The organism is Streptomyces lonarensis, assembly GCF_012033735.1.
In the GTDB taxonomy this organism is placed as follows: Bacteria; Actinomycetota; Actinomycetes; order Streptomycetales; family Streptomycetaceae; genus Streptomyces; species Streptomyces lonarensis.
Map to the genome: position 1 here is coordinate 1 of NZ_JAAVJD010000076.1, position 22,027 is coordinate 22,027.

At 73.0% G+C, this 22,027-nt stretch carries 13 protein-coding genes; 1 reads left to right on the forward strand and 12 read right to left on the reverse strand.

The annotated features are described in order from the left end of the window. The 12 genes from HCN56_RS12125 to HCN56_RS12180 all read right to left on the reverse strand — a co-directional run. Window positions 1–1,277, reverse strand: a 1,277-nt coding sequence (locus tag HCN56_RS12125; protein ID WP_167970266.1) for a S8 family serine peptidase, incomplete at its 3' end; no start/stop codon positions are given. After that, entirely contained in the window at window positions 1,274–2,704 is a 1,431-nt protein-coding gene (gene eccD / locus HCN56_RS12130; protein WP_167970268.1) for a type VII secretion integral membrane protein EccD, read from the reverse strand. The genes HCN56_RS12125 and eccD, both read right to left, overlap by 4 nt. Window positions 2,705–2,919: 215 nt before the next feature. Next, window positions 2,920–6,900 (reverse strand): type VII secretion protein EccCa, encoded by a 3,981-nt coding sequence (gene eccCa / locus HCN56_RS12135; RefSeq protein WP_167970270.1) that lies wholly within the window; start codon window positions 6,898–6,900, stop codon window positions 2,920–2,922. A gap of 39 nt (window positions 6,901–6,939) precedes the next feature. Further along, entirely contained in the window at window positions 6,940–9,360 is a 2,421-nt protein-coding gene (locus tag HCN56_RS12140) for a hypothetical protein (protein WP_167970272.1), read from the reverse strand. A 90-nt stretch (window positions 9,361–9,450) separates the two neighbouring features. Next, window positions 9,451–9,780, reverse strand: a complete 330-nt coding sequence (locus HCN56_RS12145; protein ID WP_167970274.1) for a hypothetical protein — start codon at window positions 9,778–9,780, stop codon at window positions 9,451–9,453. A 27-nt stretch (window positions 9,781–9,807) separates the two neighbouring features. Next, window positions 9,808–11,295 (reverse strand): hypothetical protein, encoded by a 1,488-nt coding sequence (locus tag HCN56_RS12150; RefSeq protein ID WP_167970276.1) that lies wholly within the window; start codon window positions 11,293–11,295, stop codon window positions 9,808–9,810. An 18-nt stretch (window positions 11,296–11,313) separates the two neighbouring features. Beyond that, on the reverse strand, window positions 11,314–11,775 hold the full coding sequence (locus tag HCN56_RS12155; protein WP_167970278.1) for a hypothetical protein: 462 nt from the start codon (window positions 11,773–11,775) through the stop codon (window positions 11,314–11,316). A 33-nt stretch (window positions 11,776–11,808) separates the two neighbouring features. Then, a complete protein-coding gene (locus HCN56_RS12160) occupies window positions 11,809–12,105 on the reverse strand; it encodes a hypothetical protein (protein WP_167970280.1) in 297 nt (98 codons plus the stop codon). A gap of 32 nt (window positions 12,106–12,137) precedes the next feature. Then, window positions 12,138–12,464 carry a hypothetical protein gene (locus HCN56_RS12165; protein ID WP_167970282.1) on the reverse strand — a complete coding sequence of 109 codons (327 nt, stop codon included), beginning with the start codon at window positions 12,462–12,464 and terminating at the stop codon, window positions 12,138–12,140. Window positions 12,465–12,629: 165 nt separating this feature from the next. Then, window positions 12,630–15,503 (reverse strand): AfsR/SARP family transcriptional regulator, encoded by a 2,874-nt coding sequence (locus HCN56_RS12170; protein ID WP_167970284.1) that lies wholly within the window; start codon window positions 15,501–15,503, stop codon window positions 12,630–12,632. A gap of 285 nt (window positions 15,504–15,788) precedes the next feature. Beyond that, window positions 15,789–16,166, reverse strand: a complete 378-nt coding sequence (locus tag HCN56_RS12175) for a hypothetical protein (RefSeq protein WP_167970286.1) — start codon at window positions 16,164–16,166, stop codon at window positions 15,789–15,791. Between the two features lie 845 nt (window positions 16,167–17,011). Then, window positions 17,012–18,103 (reverse strand): helix-turn-helix domain-containing protein, encoded by a 1,092-nt coding sequence (locus tag HCN56_RS12180; RefSeq protein WP_167970288.1) that lies wholly within the window; start codon window positions 18,101–18,103, stop codon window positions 17,012–17,014. Window positions 18,104–18,782: 679 nt separating this feature from the next. On the opposite strand from HCN56_RS12180, the gene HCN56_RS12185 reads away from it, so the two are divergent. Beyond that, window positions 18,783–22,027, forward strand: a 3,245-nt coding sequence (locus tag HCN56_RS12185) for a non-ribosomal peptide synthetase (RefSeq protein WP_167970290.1), incomplete at its 3' end; no start/stop codon positions are given.

Genomic DNA, 22,027 nt, shown 5'->3' on the forward strand with positions numbered 1-22,027 from the left:
CGCCAGCGGCGGGACGCCGCCCGGCGCACGGCGGGCGCGGCGATCAGGCCGAGCAGCAGCGTCAGCAGCAGCGCCCCTCCGGACGCGACGGCCAGTGTCTCGGTGCGGGTGAGCAGCGGCGGCCGGGCCGGCAGCGGCTGCACGGCGATACCGGCCTCCGCCTCCTGCGGGCCGTCGGCACCGGCGTGGGTGAGGTGGGTCAACGCGCCGAACGGGTCGACGATGCCCGCGCCGGTGCGGTCGTTGCGGGTGCCGCCGACGGGCGCCGCCGAGGCGACCAGCCGCTCCGCGGTCTCCGCCGCCGTCAGGTCGGGGTACCGGGCGCGGACCAGCGCGGCGGCGCCGGAGACCTGCGCGGCCGCGAAAGAGGTGCCGCTGTCGGTCCGGTAGCCGGAACCACCGGGCGCGACCAGGGGCAGCGGCCCGCCGTAGGCGGCGAGGTCCACCCAGGGGCCGCGGTTGGAGGCGTCGAGCGGCCGGCCGGCGGCGTCGACCGCGCCGACGGCGAGCACGTCCGGGTAGGCGGCGGGGTAGACCCGACCGCCGCTCGGCCCGCTGTTGCCCTCGTTGCCGGCAGCGGCCACGACGACGATGTCGGCGGCCACGGCCCGCGCGACGGCCTCCCGGATCGGGGCGTGGTCCTCGACGACGGCGAGCGAGAGGTTGAGGACCTCCACGCCGGCGCCCACGGCGTCGTCGATCATCGCGGCGACGGTGTTGTGGGTGGCGCGGTCCACGCCGTCCACCGACCGGATCGGGTGGACCCGGGCGGCGGGCGCGACCCCGGTCATGCGGTCGCCCTCGGCCCGGCGGGCCGCCACCAGGCCGGCGATGCCGGTGCCGTGGCCCTCGCAGTCCTCGTCGGCGGCCGGTGTGGTGCGGGTGAACTCCTCGGCGTCACGGGTGACCTCGAACCGGCTGCCGCCGGTGACGGCGCCGGCGAGGTCCGGGTGGCGGGCGTCCACGCCCGAGTCGACCACCGCGACGGTGACGCCGTCGCCGGTGGACAGGTCCCAGGCGTGGCGCAGTCCGAGCAGGTCGATCAGCGGGTACGGGCCGGCGGAGTCCGGCAGTTCCTCGCCGCTGACCTGGGTCCGGCAGCTCTGCGCGTGGGCGGGGGCCGCGGCGCCCGGGACGGGCAGCGTCACGGCGGTAAGGGCGGCGGCGAGGAGCGCGGCGGCCGCGCCCCGGCGGGCACGGGCCGGGTACCCGGGACGCGCCGGGCGGGGCGCGGTGGGGTGGGCGGTGGGCGGCACGGCGGCTGTCACCGGGCTCACGCCGTCAGGTTCAGCAGGGCGCCGTAGACGCCCCACACGGCGAGAACCAGCGGCACCACCGACAGCAGGACGGCCGCCTCCAGCAGGTCCAGCGCCCGCAGTGCCCGAGGGTTGGGGGCGCGGCGGCCGGAGAGGAGACCGACCGCCCCGGCGATCAGCGCGACGACCAACGCCACCGGCAGGGTCACCCCGAGCAGCGCCGGGGCCCGGCCCGCCAACGCCGACACCAGGAAGACCCCCGCGCCCGCCACCGCCACCAGCGCGGTGACCAGCGGGATCAGGGCCTGGGCCGCGTCCTTGAACAGCCGGGAGCGCAGCAGGACCAGCACCAGCAGCACCCCGCCGCAGACGGAGGCCCACAGCGTTCCGGAGGCGAAGAGCACGAGAATCCCCGCACCGATCACCAGGTGGCAGCCCGCGACCATCCCCACCAGCAGCAGTCGCGCCTGCTCGATGCGCGCCCGCAGCGCGGCGTGCTCCAACTGACTGGGCAGCCGCTCCAGGTCGTCGGCGTCCCCCGCGACCTGCGGCGCCGGAGTGCGCGCCAGCCGCAGCGCGAGGGCGGGCAACGTCGTCGTCAGCGCGAGGGCCAGCGGTGCGGCCACCGCCGCGGACCGTTCCGGCGCCACGCCCCAGACGGTGGAGACCAGCGCGCCGACGCAGGACAACAGCCCGGCGACCACCAGCGCCGTGAAGACACCGTCCCCGCCGCCGACGGCGACGAACCCGAGCGCCCCGACCATCGCCAGGACCGCGGCGGCGAGCAGCAGGTGCGCCGCGCCGACGCCCCCGCCGAGCAGCAGCACCGCTCCGGTCGTCGCGGGTGGCGCGGCGAGCACGGCGGCGCAGGTCCCGGCGACGGTGTCCCCGAACCCCCGGGAGAGCAGGACCGCGACACCCAACGCCGCCGCGGCGACGCCCAGCCCGAGCGCACCGGCGACCAGCCCCGGGGCGGCCGCCAGCGCACCACAGGCGGTGAGGACGGCAAGAGCCGAGAGCACGGCGGCGACGACGCGGGCGGCACGGGTGGTCCAGGCGCCGGCCGTGCCGTGCTCCGTGATGACCTCGACCACGTCGTCGTAGAGCGGCTCGGTGGTGTCGTCGTCTCCGTGGCGCACGAACAGCAGATCACCCTCGGCCACCTGCTGCGCGCCCAGCGAACGTGCCGGGTCCAGCCGCGAGCCGTCGATCCGGCAGAGCACCCAACCGCCGTGGCGCACACCGCCGTCGGCGCCCGGCTCCTCGCCGGCGTGCCGGAGCAGCGAGGGCATCAGCCGCGCCAACGGGAGCGCCGCCGGGACCGCGAGGTCCGCACGTCCCGCGCCGCCCGCGACCCCGATGCGCACGAACTCGGCGGCACCGCCGACAGCGGCGGGGCCGGTTTGCTGCGCCGGCAGGGAGGGGGCGTTGCTGGGTGGGGCGGTCATCGGGAGTCCTTGTGGGTCGGGTGCACCACCGGAGGGGCGGCAACGGGCGGCCGGGGCACGGGCCCGGTCTGCGGTCTGCGGTCTGCGGTCTGCGGTCTGCGGTCTGCGGTCTGCGGTCTGCGGTGGCGAACGGCTGGGGGACGGCGGGGGGACAGCGGGGGGGACGGCGGGGTGTCGGGCGGCGGGGTGTCGGGCGGCGGGCAGCAGCTACCGGGTCAGCCGTCCGCCAGCGGGGACGGCTGGTGCACGAGCTGCGCCGAGCGGTTGCCGAGTCGGCGGTGCATCAGCAGAGCGCGGCCACGAGCCCGCTTCGCCGGCCGCACGCCCCAGATCGGGGTTTCGTCCCGGGGGATGCTCAGCAGCGCGGCGGGGTAGTTGAGCTCCTTCATCCGGCTGAGGACCGGGTCACTGACGGCGCGGGAGGCACCCCCGGCCTGCCGGGTGATGTAGATGTGCAGCCCCATCCCCCTCGCCTGCGGCAGGTACTCGACGAGCGTGCGGAGCGGGTTGCCGGCCGAGGTGGCGACCAGGTCGTAGTCGTCGACCAGGAGGAAGATCTCCGGCCCGGTCCACCAGGAGCGGTCGCGCAGCTGCTCGGGGGTGACGTCCGAGCCGGGCAGCCGCTTCTTCAGCCCCTGCGCGATGCCGCCGACCACCTCCATGGACCGTTCGTGGGTGGTGGAGTAGCCGAGCAGGTGCGGTCCCTCGAACTCGCGGAGCATCGTCATCCGGTGGTCCAGGATGATGAGCTTCGCCTCCTCGGGACTCCAGCGGTCGACGACCTGGCGCGCCACGGAGCGCAGCAGCGAGGTTTTGCCGGTCTCGGTGTCGCCGATGAGGAGGAGGCCGGTGTCCCCGCCGGGGGCGAAGACCACGGGTTCGAGGCGGTTGCCCTCCAGCGCGACGACGACGCCGTCCCCCTGGTCCGCACGGCTCACCGAGGAGAGGTCGTAGCGGGCGGGCAGCATCCGGACCGCGGGGGCCGGCGCGCCGGGCCAGGCATCGGTCACCCGGCGGACCAGGTCGGCGACGCCGTCGGCGAGCGCGTCCGAGGTGCAGCGGCCGTCGGCGCGCGGCACGGCGGTCAGGAAGTGGGCCTTGTCGTGGGTGATGCCGCGACCGGGGCGGCCCGCCGGGATGGTGCGCTGCAGTTTGCGGTCGACCTCGGAGTCCAGCGCGTCGCCGAGCTTCAGCTCGACCTTGGTCCCCATCACGTCGCGCAGCGCCATCCGCAGGTCCATCCAGCGGTTGCCGGTCACGACGAGGTGGACGCCGTAGGTCAGCATCCGCCCGGCGAGGCCCATGAGGTTGGCCTCGATGGTCTCGAAGCTCTGCCGCAGCACCTGCCAGCCGTCGACGACCAGGAAGATGTCGCCGTACGGGTCGTCGCCGTGCTCGCCCCGGGCGCGAGCGGCGCGGTAGGTGGCCATCGAGTCGATGCCGAGCTCGCGGAAGCGCGACTCGCGGTTCTCCATGATCTCCAGCACCTCGGAGACGGTGCGGTGCACGCTCTCCGCGTCGGTACGGCCGGCGACGCCGCCGACGTGCGGCAGTCCCGCGAGGGGGAACAGCGTGCCGGAGAAATCCAGGCAGTAGAACTGGACCTCGCGCGGGGTGTGTCGCATCGCGAGCGAGGTGATCATGGTCCGCACCGCGGTCGACTTGCCGCTGTGGGGGCCACCGACGATCGCGGTGTGACCGCCCGCGCCGGAGAGGTCCAGCTGCATCGGGTCGCGCCGCTGGTGGAACGGGCGGTCCACCAGCCCCAGCACGGCGGTGAGAGCGGGCCGGTCCGGGGAGGCGCCGAAACCCCGGCCCTCGCGGACGGCCAGGTCACCGAAGAGGGTGTCGAGCGAGTCCGGGGCCTCCAGCGGCGGCATCCACACCTGGTGGGCCTGGACGCCCTGGCCGACCATCTGCTCCACCATGACGCCCAGCACCGTGGTGCCCAGCTCCTCGGACTCGCCGAACTCGTCGGCGGCGCGGGTCGGCGCGGCCTCCGGCTCCCGCAGTTCGGCGGGGACCGGCACATGGCGTACCGGGAACGGCCGGACCGCGAGCGCCCCGCCCAGTCCGAGCCCGCCGGCCGCCTCCTCGTCCGCCCGGTAGGGGCCGGAGACGTAGGCGGCGCGGAAGCGCTTGAGGGAACCGGTGTCGGTCTTCAGGTAGCCGTGCCCGGGGGCGCTCGGGAGGTGGTGGGCGTCGGGGACGCCGATCGCGGAGCGGCTCTCCTGTTCGGAGAAGGTCCGCAGGCCGATGCGGTAGGAGAGGTGAGCCTCCAGGCCGCGCAGCCTGCCCTCGTCCAGCCGCTGCGAGGCGAGCAGCAGGTGCAGGCCGAGGGAGCGCCCGAGCCGGCCGATCTGTACGAAGAGGTCGGCGAAGTCCGGCTTCTGGGAGAGCAGTTCGGAGAACTCGTCGACGACGATGAAGAGGCTGGGGAGCGGGGAGAGGTCGGCACCGCGTTGGCGGGCGCGATCGTAGTCGCGGATGGAGACGAGGTTTCCGGCGTCCCGCAGCACCTCCTGGCGGCGGTTCATCTCACCGGAGATGGCCTCCTTCATGCGGTCGACGAGGGTGAGGTTGTCCTCCAGGTTGGTGATGACCGCCGCCACGTGCGGCAGTTCGGCCATGCCGGCGAAGGTGGCGCCGCCCTTGAAGTCGACCAGGACGAGGTTGAGCTGGTCGGAGGAGTGGGTGGCGGCCATGCCGAGGACAAGGGTGCGCAGCAGCTCGGACTTGCCGGAACCGGTGGCGCCGACCAGCAGGCCGTGCGGGCCCATGCCGTTCTGCGCGGACTCCTTGATGTCCAGCTCCAGCAACCCGCCGTCGGCCGAGACCCCGATGGGGACGCGCAGGCGGTCCCGCATCGGACGTGACCGCCAGAGGGTGTCGAGGTCCAGGCGCCCGGGGTCGGGAACGTTGAGCAGCGAGGGCAGCGTGTTGTCGGCGGTGGCCAGGTCCTCCACGTCGCCACCGGAGGAGGAGACCTCGGGGCGGAAGGGGGCGAGCTGGTCGGCGAGTGCGGCGGCCTCGGGGACCGAGAGCCGGTCGGCGGCGCCGAGCTCGTCGCGGGAGTCGCCGGCGAGCACGGCGAAGGTGCCGTCCTCGGCGATGTCGAGGTGCACGCCGTGGCCGGCGGTCAGCGCCGGCGCGGCGCCTGCGACGTCCAGCACCGTGACGCCGTGCAGGCCGCCCGGGTCCAGCACGGCCTCGGTGCCGAGGGCGAGGCCGTCGTCGAGGACGACCAGCAGGTGCGGCAGCTCGGGGTCGGGGTCGGCGTTGCGGTTGAAGCGGGTGCGGCGGGAGAGCTCGGCGCCCAGCCGCTCCTCCAGGACGGAGAGGTGGGAGTGCATCATCCGGACCGGTCCGACGTGGTCGCTCTCGTCGGGGTGGTGCGCGTGCGGCAGCCACTTCGCCCAGGACCACGCCTCGTCCTCGGGGTCGCGGGCGCAGATCACCAGGCGGAGGTTGGTCGGCGAGTGGAAGGTGACGGCGTGGGCGACGATCGCCCGGAAGGCGGCACGGGCGGCGTCGGGGTCGTGCGGTGAGGTGATCGTGACGGCGGCGAAGCGTCGGAGCGCCAACTGCACCGGAAGCGCCGGTACGACGGAGTGGGTGTCGATGAACCGCTTGAGCGCGACGGAGGAGAGCGGGTCGAGGTCCTCGGCGGGCGCGGACTCGCCGGGGACGAGCGGGGTCGCCAGGTAGCGGGGGCCACTGCCGACGCGGACGACCCCGAAGTCGGGGTCGGCGGCGCGACGTTCCCACAGGCGGGGGCCCGCCGCGACGCACCACAGCGCGGGAGCCGCGGGCGCGTTCCACTCCAGCGCGGTGCGCTGGAGACGGGCCGTCTCCCGCACGTCGACACGGGTCCGTTCCAGGTACCGCAGGAACTGGCGGCGCTCGTGGCGGATCTTCGACTTGGCGTTGCCCTTCTGGCGGATGACGGTGCCGATGACCATCGCCAGGCAGGAGACGAGGAACATCGCGCCGATGACGTAGCCCATCGCACCGCGGCCCATGGTGAGCATGTACAGCACGGAACCCAGTCCGGAGACGGCCGGCAGCGCGACCATCCAGATGTTGCCGTCCTCCGGCTCGGGCAACTCCGGCGGCGCCTTGAGGACGAGGTCCTCCTGCGGCACGGAAGGCTGCACCGCCCGCGGCGGCCGACGGAACACGGTGGTGGGGGTCATGCTTTTCTAACTCTCACTCTAATTGAATCGAAGCGCATTCTACTTCTCGAAACGAAGCCAGTCAGCTTGCTCCGTGTAATCTTCGAGCTCGAGAAGATCCTGCCACTCGTTCAGTTCATCAATGGAGAGGGGGATAGAGCTCTCATTCTCGTAGTAGTCGATAAGAGAGCGAGGATTGGGGAGCGCAGGATCACCGGGAATGCCTCCCCCATGAAGCTCGGCGTAATTTTGCTCAAAGTTCGCTCGCCGTTCATCAGACAGGCCGCCGGAAATGTAGGCGTCGTACGCCCCCGCAATAACAGCGTGCCGCGCGACCTCCTCCTGCGCGAACTGCAAGGTGAGGGCATGCTGCTCAAGCGCGGACTCCTTATCTGAACTCGGCACCTCGTAAGCCGCTTTAACCGCATCCGACGCCGTCGCATAGATATTGGTCGCCGTATCCCCATCAATGAATCTACCTCCCGCACCAAGGGCAGTAGTGAAGAATTTGTGCACCAATTCTTCCTGCTTTTTCTTGTGGTCTTCGAAATGAGTGATCGTCGCGCGTTCACCCTCACTCAACGCTTGAGAGAGATTATGGATCGACTCGAACGTGTTGGTCACCCGCCCCTTCGGCTCACCACCAAAGAAGTCGGCAGCTATTTCACGCTGCTTCTCATTGACTCCCTCTTTGAATGCGAGATTCAGGTCAGAATCGAGAAGGGCTACACCGGTGAAGATTTCGTCCCGGTTACCCCACGGCGTCCCACCACCGAGCGCGTACATCGAATCAAGCTCCTGAAGAGCGAGCTCGGAGAATGCCTCCTGGAAACCGCGCAGGTCCGTGGGGTGCCGGAGTGAATCGGCGACGCTTTCGCCGAGCAGGGAGGAACCCCAATCGCCGTCGAGTCGTGACAGGTCGCCGGCGTAGTAGTCGATCACTTCACGCGCTATGTCACTGTCCTGCTGTCCAGCAGCGAGCATGACGGCCCCTGCCCCCGTACTGTCACCCCAGGGCCCAGAAAGCAAAGTCTCTTTGTCATCGGAGTTTCGCATCAGAGCGAGAGAAACTTCAGGATTGAGCGACACGGAGTCCAGAAGGCCACTGCTTCCGGTATTCACCCACGCAGGTCCGGTGAAGTGACCGTCCTTGTGCAGAAACACCCGGTCGTTGTTGAGCTCCTCGACTCGGCGCTGGACAGAGAGCGCCGCATCCGCTTGAAGCTCGGCAAAGTCGCTGTGTGGCGCCACCGTCGCGTTCCCCATAAGGGCACCGAACCCGTTGAACCGCTCCAGGTCCTCGATCTCATTGAGTTCACCTTCGTAGCCAAAGATGAAGGTGGCGATGGACTCTGGCAGCCCGGCACCACCGGGGTCGATTCCTCCCACAGCGGGGTTCGCCATAACGTTGACACCGTTGGAGAACCTGACTGTGACGGCACCAAATCGCTCCTCGAGGCTTTCTACCACCTCAAGGTTACCCAAACGCGCAAGGTCTTCGGCAGAAAGCCCTGAATAGAACTCCCTCAGATAGGCGGACTCTTCGCTGGACATCTCACCGACGGGATTTGCGTTTTCATCGAACAAGTCGGCACTGATGGCATCTAGATACGTCGAGACGGACTCCAGCCGCTCCAAGGCATCCTCGTCACCCGGGCTCTCCTCCAGTACTTCCACTGCCTCAGCGAGAGAGTTCGCGTGGTGCTCGGCCATCTCCGGGGTATGCCAGATCCCCAGCGGACTGTCACCCATGTTATAGCCGCTCTCAGTCAGTTCGGCACCATAGGTGGTGAGCTTGGAACGGTAGTCCTCGATATGCCCGTCGATCGATTCGGCAGCCGCTTCGGCGTCCTCGACGGCTGCCTCCAGATGATGCTGCCGGATGGTCTCAATGATGTGGTCAGGCAGCTTGAAGACACCCTCCGGACCCTCGTCGGCCAGCTGCCTGAGGGGGAGGTTCGCCGCGCTGGAGCCCGCAGGCCGTGCGACCACTACCGGCTCGGGAACAGCCATGGCGTTGTACTCGTCTACGCCGCTTCGGAGCGCGGAGAACCAGTGGTTCAGTTCGTCCACGGCGGCCTGACGATGGTCGGCAACCTTGGTATTGAGATTCCCATGCGCATAGATCTCGTCGTCCACCTCTTGGACCGTGTCCTCGGCCAGCGTCACGGTCTTGCCGAGGATGTCCACGGTCGTCTCCAGTTCTGGAGTCGCGAGGTTGCCGCGGGTGTCTGACAGCCTTCCCTCAGCGTCTGCGAGGTCCTCCTGATTGAACTCGCCGGCGCCCTGGTGCTCGGCGGTAGCGAGCTCGGCAAGTTCTTCTGCACTCCCCGCTTCCTCTGCCGCCAGCGCGTAGGAGAGCGCTGCTTCCGAGATGTCCTCCACGTCGACCTCGTCGACGAAGTCGTCGCGCTTGGCCCACGGGTCCTCCGCGGCGGCGGCCTTGATGTCCTCGTTGTCGAAGTGGACGCCCTGCGTCACGCTGGCTCCTGCTGCTTGCGACCGACCGTGGGCGGTGGCCTGTGGTGGATCTCGGAGGGCGCGGTGCCTGCTGGGCGCGGCACCACGTGATCAGAACGCTTCGGCGACTGTCTGATCCGGGCCGGAGCCCCGCACGGCAGCGGCCGCTTGGGCATCGAGGTCACGGGAGAACGCTGCGGCACCCTGGTCACCGCTGCCCATGGCGTTGCGGCCCTCAGCCGCCACCTCGGCACCTCGTGCATGAACGTCGCGGGCTGCGTTGAGTGCACCCACGAACTCCGTCGCGCCGCCGTAGCTCGTGGCCGAGGCGTTGACCCGGCTGACCGCGCGGCGGGCCTCCTCTGCGGCTTCGGCGGTGTCGTGACTGACCCGTCCGGCCGATTCGAGGCCGTCGGGGTTCACGCTCAATCCGTCGTTCATCGGTCTCCTCGGGTCTTGTGGCGTCGCCTACTCACCCAGCACCCCGCCGGACGCGCGGCGGTCGGACTCCCACACGGAACGGCGTTCAGTGAGGTCGGTGGGCTTCTGGTCGGCGCGTCGCTCTTCGTTCGGTCGCGTGGTGTTCTGCGGTGGTGGGGCGCCCAGTCGGTCGCCGGGCACCCGGCCGGCGGCGCGGCTCCGGGGCGTTCCGGGGGTCGGCTTCGTGTCGCGGGCGGCCGAGCGGGCCGGAGTCGTGCTCGCCGGGGGCGGCGCGAGCCCCCTCGCCCCCGCGGCCAGCGGCGCGCCGCCCCGGTGGCCCAGCGGGCTCCGCTGGCCGACGGTCCCGGCCCTGCCGTTCGGCGACGCAGCAGCCCGTCCGGCCACGGCACCAGCGGGCCGTCCCGTCGCCCGCCCGCCGGGGCTGTGGGAGGGCGGGGCGGTGAAGGGCCGACCGCCCTGGGCGGCCTCGGCCGCCGCGAAGCGGCCGGCGACGCCCGCGCGATGCGCCAGGTTGCGCATCGCCTGACCGGTCATCTGCCCCCGCATCGGGCCGGCCTGCGCCACGCTGGGCGGCACGGTCCCGCCGTACAGCCCGGCGAGACCGCCGGCGGCCCCCGCCCCCACCAGTGCCGTACCGCCGCTGATCCCCGCGACCGCCCCGGGACCGCCCCCGAGCCCGGACAGCCGGCTGGCGTACTCGGTGACCTCGCCGAACGGCCGCCCGGTGACCGGGTCGATCCAGCGACCGGCCACCGAGTCGAACTCCCGCCCGGTCGCCGGGTCCGTCAGGAAGCCGGTCGTCGGGTTCTGGACCCAGCCGGCGAAGTCGCCGCGCTCCGGACCGAGCACCCGGCCGTGCGGGTACTCCCCCGTTCCGATCACGCTGCCGTTGCCCGCCGCGAAATCCGCGACGCCCGCAGCGGTGCCACCGGCGTGGCCGACTGCCCCTCCGACTCCCCCACCGGCCACGCCGCCGGCCCCCGGGGAGCCACCTCCCGCAGCGCCGCCCCCACCCGGCGCTGCGGGAGCCTCGCCGCCCACCACCAGGGCGAACTCGGCCGACAGTCGGTCGACGATCCCCTGGGCCTCGTCGATGAGCTCCTGCTTCCGGCTGATGCCGTTCTCGCTGATCGTTGCGAGCACCATCCCGTCGGCGTGCTGCATGCGCTCCTTGAGGTCCGCCGCGGCCTCGTCGTACCGGCCCTGTACGTCCTCCCCGCGCCACAGCGCCTCGGCCGCGCTGTTCCCGGCGCGGACCAGTTGCTCGGCGATGGTCTGCGCGACGTTGCCCGCGTCCGACAGCCAGGTGGACGCGCCGTCGATCCGCTCGGCCAGACTCAGCAGTCCGACGCCGTGCTCCGCCGAGACATTGGCGGAGATGCCGCCCATCTCGGTGTTCTCACCCAGCGCCGCCTGGGCGAGGAGCAGCCACGCACCCGAGGATGCGGCGATCTGGTAGTGCCGGGCGCTGCGGATGGTGCTGATCCGTTGCTGGAACTCTTCGTCGGTGGTCACTCCCCCGTCCCCCTCCTGTTACTGCAGACTGACGTTCTCCGGCGATTGACCGCCGGTACGCAGCTGGTCCTCGAAGGCCGTCATCGGGTCGGCGAACAGCGGATCGGCGAACTTGTCCTCCTCCAGGAGGCTGCCGTCGCTGCCCGCCACCTCCTCGCTCCAGCCTGCGTGCGGGCCGATCCGGAGGACCTCGGTCCAGGCTTCGTCCGTCCCGGTGGCGATGGCCGCCGCCGCCCCCGCGCTCTCGGCGATCTCGTGCACGCAGACGCCGGCGACCTGCAGCTGCTCCAGCATCGACAGCGCCGCCCGTTCCAACGCGGCGGAGGCCGCCTCTCCTCCGGGGACGTCACCGAACAGCCCGTCCGCGGACGCGATCTGGGCGAACTGCTCTTTCACCGAACCCAGTTGGCGCCTGCTGTCGAGACGTGTCCGGGCCTCGCTGCACGCGGCGTGCGGCAGGACCACCTCACCGTCGTCCATCGTCCCTCCCCTCTTCTTCCACAGCGATGGTGGCTACCGGAGCGCCCGCACCATTCCGGCGCCGCCCTCGTTACCGATGTCCTGGGCGCGGGTCATCGAGCTGTGCACGTTCGCATGGTCGCTGCGGAAGGTTTCGGCCTTGGCGTGGAACTCCTCGTTGCGCGCTTCCAACGCGGCTCCGATCTGAGCGTCGACCATCCCCTGTTCGATCAACGCCGTGATGTTGGTGCGGACCTCGTTCCAGATGCGGGTGCACTCGTCCACCTGACGGGTTCCGTGCGACCGCAGCTCGTCGAAGGAGGTGTTGTTGAAGGCGATCTGGTCACTCATCGTCGTGTCCTCGGTGATCTCGGGCGGGCAGGTCAGAATGCGGCGGCGATGTCGCCGTCCGGCGCGCCGCTGCCTACCGCCGCGGCCGCGTCGGCGTCGGTCTGCGAGCCGACATCGATCACCAGGTTGAGGTCCTCGCCCAGCCCGGAGAGGACTTCGGCGAGGACGGCGCCCATGCCCCCGAGGCCCTCCAGGTTCTCCATGGCGCGTGACGTGCCCGATCCGGTGATCGCCTCCCCGGCCAGCCCGGAGTCGGCCGCGATCTGCCGGGAGACCGTCTCCATGTCCTCGAAGGCCGTGTGGATGATGCCCTCGACCCGGGCGGCCTCGTCCCGGCTCAGCTTCACTTCTTCGACCATGGTCGTCCCTCCGCTGCCCGCGCGTCGTCGTTCCCCCTGCGCGGTCGAACTGTCGGCGCGCGGCGACACGGTGGCCGCGCGCGCCCGGGTGGAGACAGGCTAGAGAAGGGGGCGTATCAGTTCCGTATCGCAGCGCGCGACGCCGTGCCTGCGGGCTCGGGCCGGTCAGCGGTCGTCGGCTCCGTCGATGAGGGTGCGCAGGCCGCGTCTGCCCGGTGTGGAGCTGTCGGCGTAGTAGAAGGTGACCGTGCGCGGCGCCCGTGCGTTGAGCGCCGCCATCTGGGCCCGGACCTTGTCGTCGTGGCCGTCGGCCGCGGCGATGCGCCCCTGATGGCGCAGGGCGGTGGCGAGCAGGTTGCGCGCGTGGGCGGTCGTGTAGGGGTCGACGGGGTGGCCGGCGGTGTGGCGCATGGCGCGTTCCGCCCAGCGGGCCGCCTCTTCGAACTGGTCGCTCCCGAGGTGGTACTCGGCGATCAGGCAGCTCAGCATGATGCGGTTGTAAGGCAGCCGGGCCAGTCCGAGGGCGTGCAGAGCCAGCTCGCGGGCTCCGTCGGGGTCGCCGGTCTTGAGCCGGAGGTACGCGAGGTTGGCGCAGATCGTCACCTCGGTGTCGCGGAAGCCCAGCCGTTGCGCCTCCGCACGCGCCGCCTCTCCGACGCGCTTCGCCTCGCTGGGCCGGCCGTCCATCGCGAGGCAGGCGATGCGGTTGCTCATCGTCGCCAGGAGCTGCTCGGTCTCGCCGAGTTGCTCCAGCAGTTCACCGGCGCGTTCGAGCAGTTCCGAGGCTCGCCCGAGGTCCTGGACCTGTCCGGCGGACCGGCCGAGCTGGCTGAGCGCTATCGCCTCCGCACGCGCGTCCCCACGGCGCCGGGCGACGCGGAGCACCGTGTCGCAGAGCCGCTCCTGCTCGGTCCAGGCGAGGCGGAGGCCGAAGTACGTCTCCTGCGTCGCCACCGCGTAGTACGCGAAGCGGGACAGGGGCTCTCCGCCCAGCTCCTCGCCCTGGTCGTACTCGGGCGCGGCGAGCAGGTCGGCCAGCAGGACGACGTCCTCCGCCACGTCGTCCGCCCAGCGCATCGCCTGCTCGGCACCGGTGAAGGCCTCGGTCTGGGTCGGGAAGCGTGCCGCGATGCTGTCGGCGCGGGCGAGGAAGTGCTGGCTGGCCGGATAGTGCCGCACCAGGGTGTTCAGGCGGCGGACGAACCAGCTCGCGACCCTGCCGAGGACGGCGCGCCGCTGCTCCGGGGCGAGTTTCCCCGCCTGCCAGGCCGCGGCGGACCGCAGCAGGTCGTGGAGGGTGTACTCGCCGGGGCGGGGGCTGTCGATGATCCGCGCGTCGGCGAGGCGTTCCAGCGCCTTCTCGGCCTCCCGCACGGGGCAGTCGGCGGCGGCGGCGACGAGACCGGGGGTGTACCGCGTCAGCGGCGCCACTCCCAGCCGGGGAAACAGCTCGGCCGCGAGCAGGTCGACCGGGTCGTCTCCCCGGGCGAGTTGGTCGATGCTGACCATGAGGCTGGCGCGCAGGTCGAGGTCGGCGACGCGCAGCTGCTCCATGCGGCCGTGCTCCTCGCGGAGGACGGTGATCCAGTCGCCGAGGCTCCAGCCGGGGCGGGCCGCCATGCGGGTGGCGACGATGCGCAGCGCCAGCGGGAGGTGGCCGCAGAGCCGGGCGAGGGCGTACCACTCGGGCGGGGCCGGGTGGGAGCCGGCGCCGCCGACGGCCGAGCGCAGCAGTTCGACGGCCTCGTCGTCGTCGAGCCGTCCGAGGTGCACGTGGTGCCCGTCGGCGAGGCCGGTGAGGACGGCGCGGCTGGTGACGAGGGCGGCGCTTCCCGGTTCGACGGGGAGCAGCGGCCGCACCTGGCGGGCGTCGAGGGCGTTGTCCAGCAGGATGAGGACGCGGCGTTCCCGGAGCCGCTCGCGGTACAGCGCCGTCGCGGCTTCGAGGTCGGTGGGGACGTTCTTGACCGGTACCGAGAGGGCGGAGGCCAGCAGGCGGAGGGCAGCCAGCGGCGTCAGGGCGGGGTTGTGGGGGTCGGCGCCCCGGAGGTCGACGTAGAGCAGGCCGTCGGGGAAGCGTTCAGCCGCGGCGCGGGCGGCGCGGACGGCGAGTGCGGACTTCCCGACCCCGCCGGGGCCGTCGATGAGGCAGATGCCGGCGGTGGCGTGGGCGCGCGCGAGGATGCCGTCGACCAGGGCGAGTTCACGGCCGCGGGCGACGAAGGTGGCGACCGGCGCGGGGAAGTTGGGCATCACGGGGCCGCGTGCGGGGCGGGCGGCGCTGCGCGGCTCTGCGGGCAGCCGCAGCCCCGGGTCGTCCCGCAGGATCGACTCCTCCAACTGCCGCAGTTCGAGTCCGGGTTCGAGGCCGAGCTCGTCGATCAGGCGTTCGCGGACGGTGCGGTAGACGACGAGGGCGTCCGGGGTCCGGCCGCTGCGGTGCAGGGCGAGCATGAGCTGCCGGGCGAGTCGTTCCCGGAGGTAGTGGTGGTGGAGGGCCGCGGTCAGCTCGTCGATGATCTCGCGGTGTCGGCCGAGGGTCGTCTTGAGGTCGAACCGCTCCTCCATGGCGGTGAGGCGCATCTCCTCCAGCGCGGGTTGTTCCGAGTCGCGCAACGGGCAGTCGCCGATGTCCTCCATGGGGGTGCCGCGCCAGAGACCGAGGGCGCCCTCCAGCAGTTCCAGCGCCGCGTCCGGGTCGGTGGCCGTGAGCGCGCGGGAGCGGTGGACCCGGTCGCGGAAGACGCCGAGGTCGGTCTCGCTCTCGTCGAGCACCAGCTGGTAGCCGCCGGCGGCTGTCCTGATCCACCCTTCCGGCAGCGCCTTGCGCAACCGCATGACGTAGTTGCGCAGCGTCGTGCGGGCGCTCTGCGGCAGCTCCTCGCCCCAGAGCTGCCCCAGCAGTTCGGAGGCCGGCACGACCTGTCCCGGTCGGAGGGCGAGGGCGACCAGCAGCGCGCGGAGCATGGGAGCGCTGACGCGGGCGGTGGTGCCGTCCGCGTCGCGTACCTCCAGGGGGCCCAGCAGCCGAACTCTCACCCTCGTCCCTCCCGGTCAGCTGTCCGGACCGACGCCGCCGGCCGGGCTGCCCCGTCGACCGGCGACTCGCCGTGCAGCAGGTCGGCCGGCACGGGCGGGGCACCGCCCCGTCGGGCCCGGCTGTACACCGTACATCCCTTGCGAGCAGGAAGAACGGGGCGCGGAAAGCGTCCGTGGCCGCACCTTGCCACACGCGTCGGGCGCCTGCCGCGTTCGGCGGACGGCGTCCCGTCGACACCGCGACCGCGGACCGAGCCGCCTGCCGTTTCCCACCGGCTGTCGGTCTCAGAGCACGACGCGCCAGAGACCGACGACACCCGCAGCGAGGACCGCCAGGACGAGGGTGAGGAGCACGACGGTGACGGCGAGCCCGATGCGGTCGGCGGCACGGCTGCGCTCGCGACGGTCCCCCGTGGCGCGGTCACGCGGTCGCGGCGGTGTGCGGCTGCCGGACGGCTGCGCGCCGGGCCCCCCGCCGTCGATGACGGCGACGGCGACCGCCGCGGCGTAGTGGCGCTGGCCGGGAGAGAAGGAGGCGGGCAGTTCGGGCGCCAGGTGCTCCGCCACCGCGGCGACCCGGGGGTCGCCCTCCTCGACGAGGCGGCGCGCACGCCGCGCGACCTCGTCCGGTGGTGCGGGTGTGGCTGATGTCGTGCGGTCCATGGTGTCCCCCCAGGGCGCGCCCCGGACGGGCGCGGGTCGCCCGTCGGACGGCGACGGGTGACGGCCGGGCACCGGCGGGACGGCGGCATCGCGTCGGGCACGCCAGCTGCCCGACGCCTGTCTTCCACAGCCAGAATCGCACAGCCGACCGACAGCGGTCGCCGGCGCGGCCGGCCTGTGACGGAGGCCGGCCCCCTTCTCGACGGATGGGACCGGTGCGCGCGCCCGGGCCGCACGCGGCCGCTGGGCCCGGGGAGAGGCAGGGGGCCACCGGACCGCCGCAGGCCGCCGGGATGCGGCCGACGCCGGCCTTCCGCCGTGCGGCGGGACGCGCGCCGCTCACCGCGCGCGCCACGGTGGGGCCGCGCGGCGCGCCGGAGGCCGCGGCGTCCGGAACAGCAGCCGTCGACCGCGCCACGCGACGGCGAACTGCGGTCGCACCGGGGAAGCCACCGCACATCCCCGCGTGCCGATGGGTGGGGCCGGGCTGTCGGTGTGGTCACATTCCCTCTGATCTGCGGGGCGGCACGCCGGCAGCAAAGAGGTCATCCCCCGCGCCCGGCGCCGGAGCGAACGCCGCGGCCACCCACCAGGACGTCACGGCAACCGCGCCCCCGTCGGGAGACGCCCCCCCACTACCGGTGACCTGTCCGCGTCGAACCAGCGGCGTTCGTTCCTGCCGCCAGTCTCCCGGACCGCGGTGGAGCTGTGTTGACTACGCGCGCCGAGCAGTTGACGCTGCGCGCCGAGCCGCGGCACCACCCTGGTGATCGACGGCCTCGCGGGGGCATCGGCGCTGCAGCAGCCGCGCAGGAGGGACCACGCGGCATCCGCCGGGGGCGGGGTCAGCGGCTCGCAGCCACCGGGGGGTCGCTGGGACCGATCGGTCCGGCTGCCGGGAGCCGATCGGGAGCGCCGTCCCCGCCGTGGGCCGACGGCCCACCCGGCGGCGTGCTCCGTTCCTGGGCGGCCCGACGGTACTCGCTCGGGCTGCTCCCGAAGGCGTGTCGGAACGCCCGGCTGAAGTGGGCGCCGCTGCTGAACCCGCTGCGTGCTGCGACGGCGCCGACCGTGGCAGCTTCCGGGGTGGCATTGGCCAGCGCCCGCCGGGCGCGCTCCAGGCGCGAGTGACGGATGTGCCCGGAGACGGTCAGCTCCTCGCCCTCGAACAGCCGGTGGAGCTGCCGGAGCGAGAGGTGGTGGTGCGCGGCGACCGTGGCGGGGCCCAACCGGGGGTCGTGCAGGTTCCGCTGGATGTAGGCCTGCACCTGGAGCCGGAGGTTGCGGTCCCGGGTCTCCGGCGAGGTGTGGGCGTGCGCGTCGAGCTCGTTGGCGACCAGCCCGGACACCAGGTCGGTCAACAACGTGGCGAGCCGGGGTGCGTCGGAATGACGGTACGCCGAGGGCTCGACGGCAAGCGTGGTGAGGAAGTGGGCGAGGAGCGCCCCGAACCCCGAGCGGCCCGACAGCGGGCGGCCGAGCAGCGGCGCGAGCCCGGACCGGCCGGGCGAGGGGAGCGCGGCGCGCGGCACCTCCACGCCGACGCCCACGACGCCGTCACCAGGGTGTCGTGAGGTCACGACGATCGGCAGCGACGAGTCCAGCATGTAGAGGTCGCCGGGTTCGTGGGTCGCGTCGACTCCGGCGTGCCGGGTGACGAGAGGCCCGCAGGAGGGCGCCATCAGTGTCAGGTGGACCAGTTCGGGGTCGGCCTGCCGGATCTGCTTGTGTGACCGGCTGTACGTGCAGGAGGTGGTGTCGGCCGGCCAGACGGTCGCACCTCCCAGCGGCACCACCCGTTGGAGGACCCGGAGCTCGCGCGGTCCGGTGGGGGTGACCTGCATGGGTGCCATCGTGCGTGACATGCAGTCACGCCAGGCTTCGACCCGGTCCTCGACCGGGTAGTCGTCGGTGCGGAAGACCACCTGGTCCAACACCTGCCGCGTCCACCTCCGCAGGGTGGGCGGCCGGGAGGGCCGCCTCGGCCATCGCCGGTGGGCGGCTTTGGCCTTCTGGTCTGAGCCTTTCAACCGTGCTGCACCGAACGCCTCTTGTCCAACACGATACGCCAACCGTGACACAGGACACACCCAGTGTGACGAGGTGGGGACGGTGATCCCGTCGGCCCGGGCGCGGGCGAGCGGGGCGGGGCGGGACGACGGGCGCGGTCGATCGACCGATGCTGCTCGGCAGCCTGGCCACCGGCCTGTTCGCCGGCTGTCCTCCCTCCTCCCGGACGGGGGCGACGCCCGGTCCGCGCAGGTCCCCGACTCGGAGTTCGAGGCGGGGATGCGCGCCGCGCCGAGGAGGCGGCGCCCGGCCCCACCAGCCAGGACCACCGCCCCCTCCCCGCCCCGCCCCGGCACGGAAGCGAGGCAAGGGAGTGAAGGGCAGCGCACACCACCGCCGCGGCTGCCGGAAGTTCTCTAACGGCCGTGCAGCCGAATCCGCAGACTCGCTCTGAGCCCGCCGCCAGCCGCGGGCCGGTCCGCTCCGTGGAGGTGACTGGTGGACAGCGGTGAGGCCCACGCAGGGACGAGCAACCGGGCGAGCGGCACGGCTCACGCCGCCGACAGCGCCGGACACCGGCCGGACCCGACCGAGCGGGAGCGACCCATGTCGTTCGCGCAGCGTCGACTGTGGTTCCTGGACCGGCTGGGGGCGGGCGGGCACAGCGACCTGCTGCCGCTCGCCCTGCGGGTCCGTGGGGAGCTGGACGAAGCCGCGCTGCTGGGGTCGCTGGAGGCCGTGGTGGCGCGGCACGAGGTGCTGCGCACCCGGTACACCGCCATCGACGGCGAGCCCGTCGCGCGCGTCGCGGAACGCGTCACCGTTCCGGTGCGGCGGCCGGAGCCGCGGGACGAGGACGCAGACCGGGCGGTGGAGCGCCTGCTGTCCGAGGAGCTCGCGACACCGCTGCCGCTGGAGGAGGGGCCGCCGATCCGGGTGGTTCTCGCGCGGCTGCGCGAGAACGAGCACCTCGTGGTGGTCAGCGTGCACCACATCGCCTTCGACTTCGCCTCGTGGTCGGTCCTCTCCGCAGAGCTTGCGTCGGGTTACCGGGAGCGGACGGGAGGCGCGGCGGCCGAGCCCGTCTCCCGGCCGACGCAGTACGCGGAGGTGGCCCGCGCGGAGACGGAACGGCTCGACGGCCCTCGGGCGGCTCGCCATCTGGCCTACTGGCGCGACCGGTTGACCGGCCTGGAGCCGCTTCGGCTGCCGACCGACCTACCGCGGCCCGCGCTGTGGGACGGCCGGGCGGACATCGCCCGGTTCACCCTCGACGCGCCCCTGGTCGGGGCGGTCGACGCACTGGCACGGGCCCATCGGGCGACGCGGTTCATGGTGCTGCTGGCCGCGTTCCAGGCAACGCTCGGCCGACTCTCCGGGCAGCGGGACATCGCGGTCGGTGTCCCGGTCAGCGGGCGCGACAGGCCCGAACTCGCGGACGTCATCGGCCTCTTCGTGAACACCTTGGTGCTTCGCACGGATCTCGGGGAGGCCCGTACCTTCTCCGAGCTGCTGCGGCTGGTCCGGGCCGACGCGCTGGCGGCGTTCTCGCGCGCCCGGACCCCGTTCGAGCGCGTCGTCACGGAGGTGGCCCCGCCTCGGGACCCGTCCCGCAATCCGTTGGCGCAGGTGTCGTTCCAGCTGATCACCCTCGAAGAACCGGTGGAGCGGCTGCCCGGTCTGGATGTGGAGATGGTCTCCACTCCCGCGGGCGGCGGGCCGTTCGACGTCGCGCTGGACCTGTTGAATCTGCCCGACGGAACGGTGGCGGGCCGACTCCAGTACGCGACGTCGCTGTTCGCCGCCGACACGGCCCGACAGATCGGCGCGGCCTTCGCGCAGTTGCTCTCCCTGCTGGTGGCGGACCCGGAGGATGCCGTCGCCGACAGGGCGGCCCTGGTGCCTCCCCTGCCGGGGGGTGAGCGGCGCCGGCTGCTCGCCCTGCACAACGACACCGCGCGAGGGGTGCGGGACGTGGTGTGGACCGAGCTGTTCGCGGAGCAGGCCGCCGCCACGCCGGACGCGGTGGCGGTGACCTGCGCCGGGCATGACATCAGCTACGCCGAGCTCGACGCCTCTTCTGCCCGGTTGGCGAACCGGCTGCGGGCGTCGGGGGTGGGGCCGGGCGTCGCGGTCGGGGTGCTGCTGGAGCGCGGCCCGGCCGTGCCGACCACGCTGCTGGCGGTGCACCGGGCCGGTGGCGCCTACCTGCCGCTCGATCCGGCGCTGCCCGACGCGCGGCTCCGCCATCTCCGGGAGGACTCCGGAGTCCGCGTAGTGATCACCGAACGCGGGCTCGTCCACCGGATCTCGGGCACCACCACCACGACGGCCGGTCCCGAGGCGGTCGCCGACGACGGGGCGCGCCGTCCCGCGAGTGGCGCCACCGCACACCCGGGGAACCCGGTGGTGCTGCTGCCGGACGAACCCGGCGAGGCCGCCCGGACAGCGAGCGCCGACCCCGTGGTGCCGGAGGGCGGGCCCACCGCCGACGACCTGGCCCACATCTTCTACACCTCCGGCTCCACCGGGCGGCCCAAGGGTGCGCTGATCCCGCACCGCGCCCTGACGCACTTCCTGGTGGCGATGGCGCGGCGGCTCCCCTGCGGCCCGGGTGACACCGTCGCGGGGATCACCACGGTCTCGTTCGACCCCTCCCTGCTGGAGCTGTGCCTGCCGCTGCTGACCGGCGCTCGACTCGCGCTGGCCGACCGGGAGGAGGCCCGTGACCCGGAGCGGATGGCGGCGCTGATCGCGTCCTGCGGCAGAGGCATCGTGCAGGCCACACCGGTGACGTTGCGGATGCTGGCGGACACCGGGTGGACGCCCGCTGCGTCGCAGACCGTGCTCAGCGGCGGGGAGGCGCTCCACGAGGAGCTCGCTGCCCGGCTGGCGGCCGACGGGGCGCAGGTGTGGGACCTGTACGGCCCGACCGAGACGACGGTGTGGGCGACGACCGCGCGGCGCGACCGCCTCGGCCGCCAGGCCGACTGGCAGGCGCGGGACAACACCGTGGTCCACGTGCTCGACGACCGGATGGAGCCGGTGCCCGAGGGGGCCACCGGGGAGGTGTACATCGGCGGCACCGGCCTCGGCTGGGGCTACGTCGGTCGGCCGGAACTGACAGCGGCGGCGTTCGTACCCGACCCGTTCGGCGGCCCCGGAGACCGGCTGTACCGCACCGGCGACCTGGCGAGACGGCGGCCGGACGGAACGCCGGCGCTGCTCGGGCGGGCCGATCACCAGGTCAAGATCCGCGGCCACCGCATCGAGCCGGGCGAGATCGAGGCGGCGCTGCTCGCCGAACCGGCGGTCCACGCGGCCACGGTGGTGGCGCTGGAACAGGGGGACGGCACCCACCGGCTCGCCGCCTACCTGGTCCCGGCTGCGGGCTCCGCCCCGGCGGAGGCGACGCTGCGCGCCGCGCTGCTGCGCACCCTGCCGGACTACATGGTGCCCGAGGCGTTCGTCGTGGTCCCGGAGCTGCCCCGGACCCCCAACGGCAAGGTCGACCGGCGGGCGCTGCCCCCGGTGCCGGTCTGGACCGCCGCGGCCGGGGCGACCCCGCCGCGGAACGACGCGGAGCGGGCCGTCGCCCGGGTGTGGGAGGAGGTCCTGGGCGTGGACGGTGTCGGCGCCGAGCACGACTTCTTCCAGCTGGGCGGCCACTCGCTGCTGGCGACCCGGGTGGCCGTACGGCTGCGGGACGCCGCCGGGGTCGACGTACCCGTCCGCGCCCTGTTCGAGCGGCCGACGGTGGCGGCCCTGGCGGCGGCGCTGCCCGACTACCCCGCCGTGGACACCCGCCGCGCCGTGCCCGCTCTGGGCGCGCGCCGCCGCAACCGCCGGCC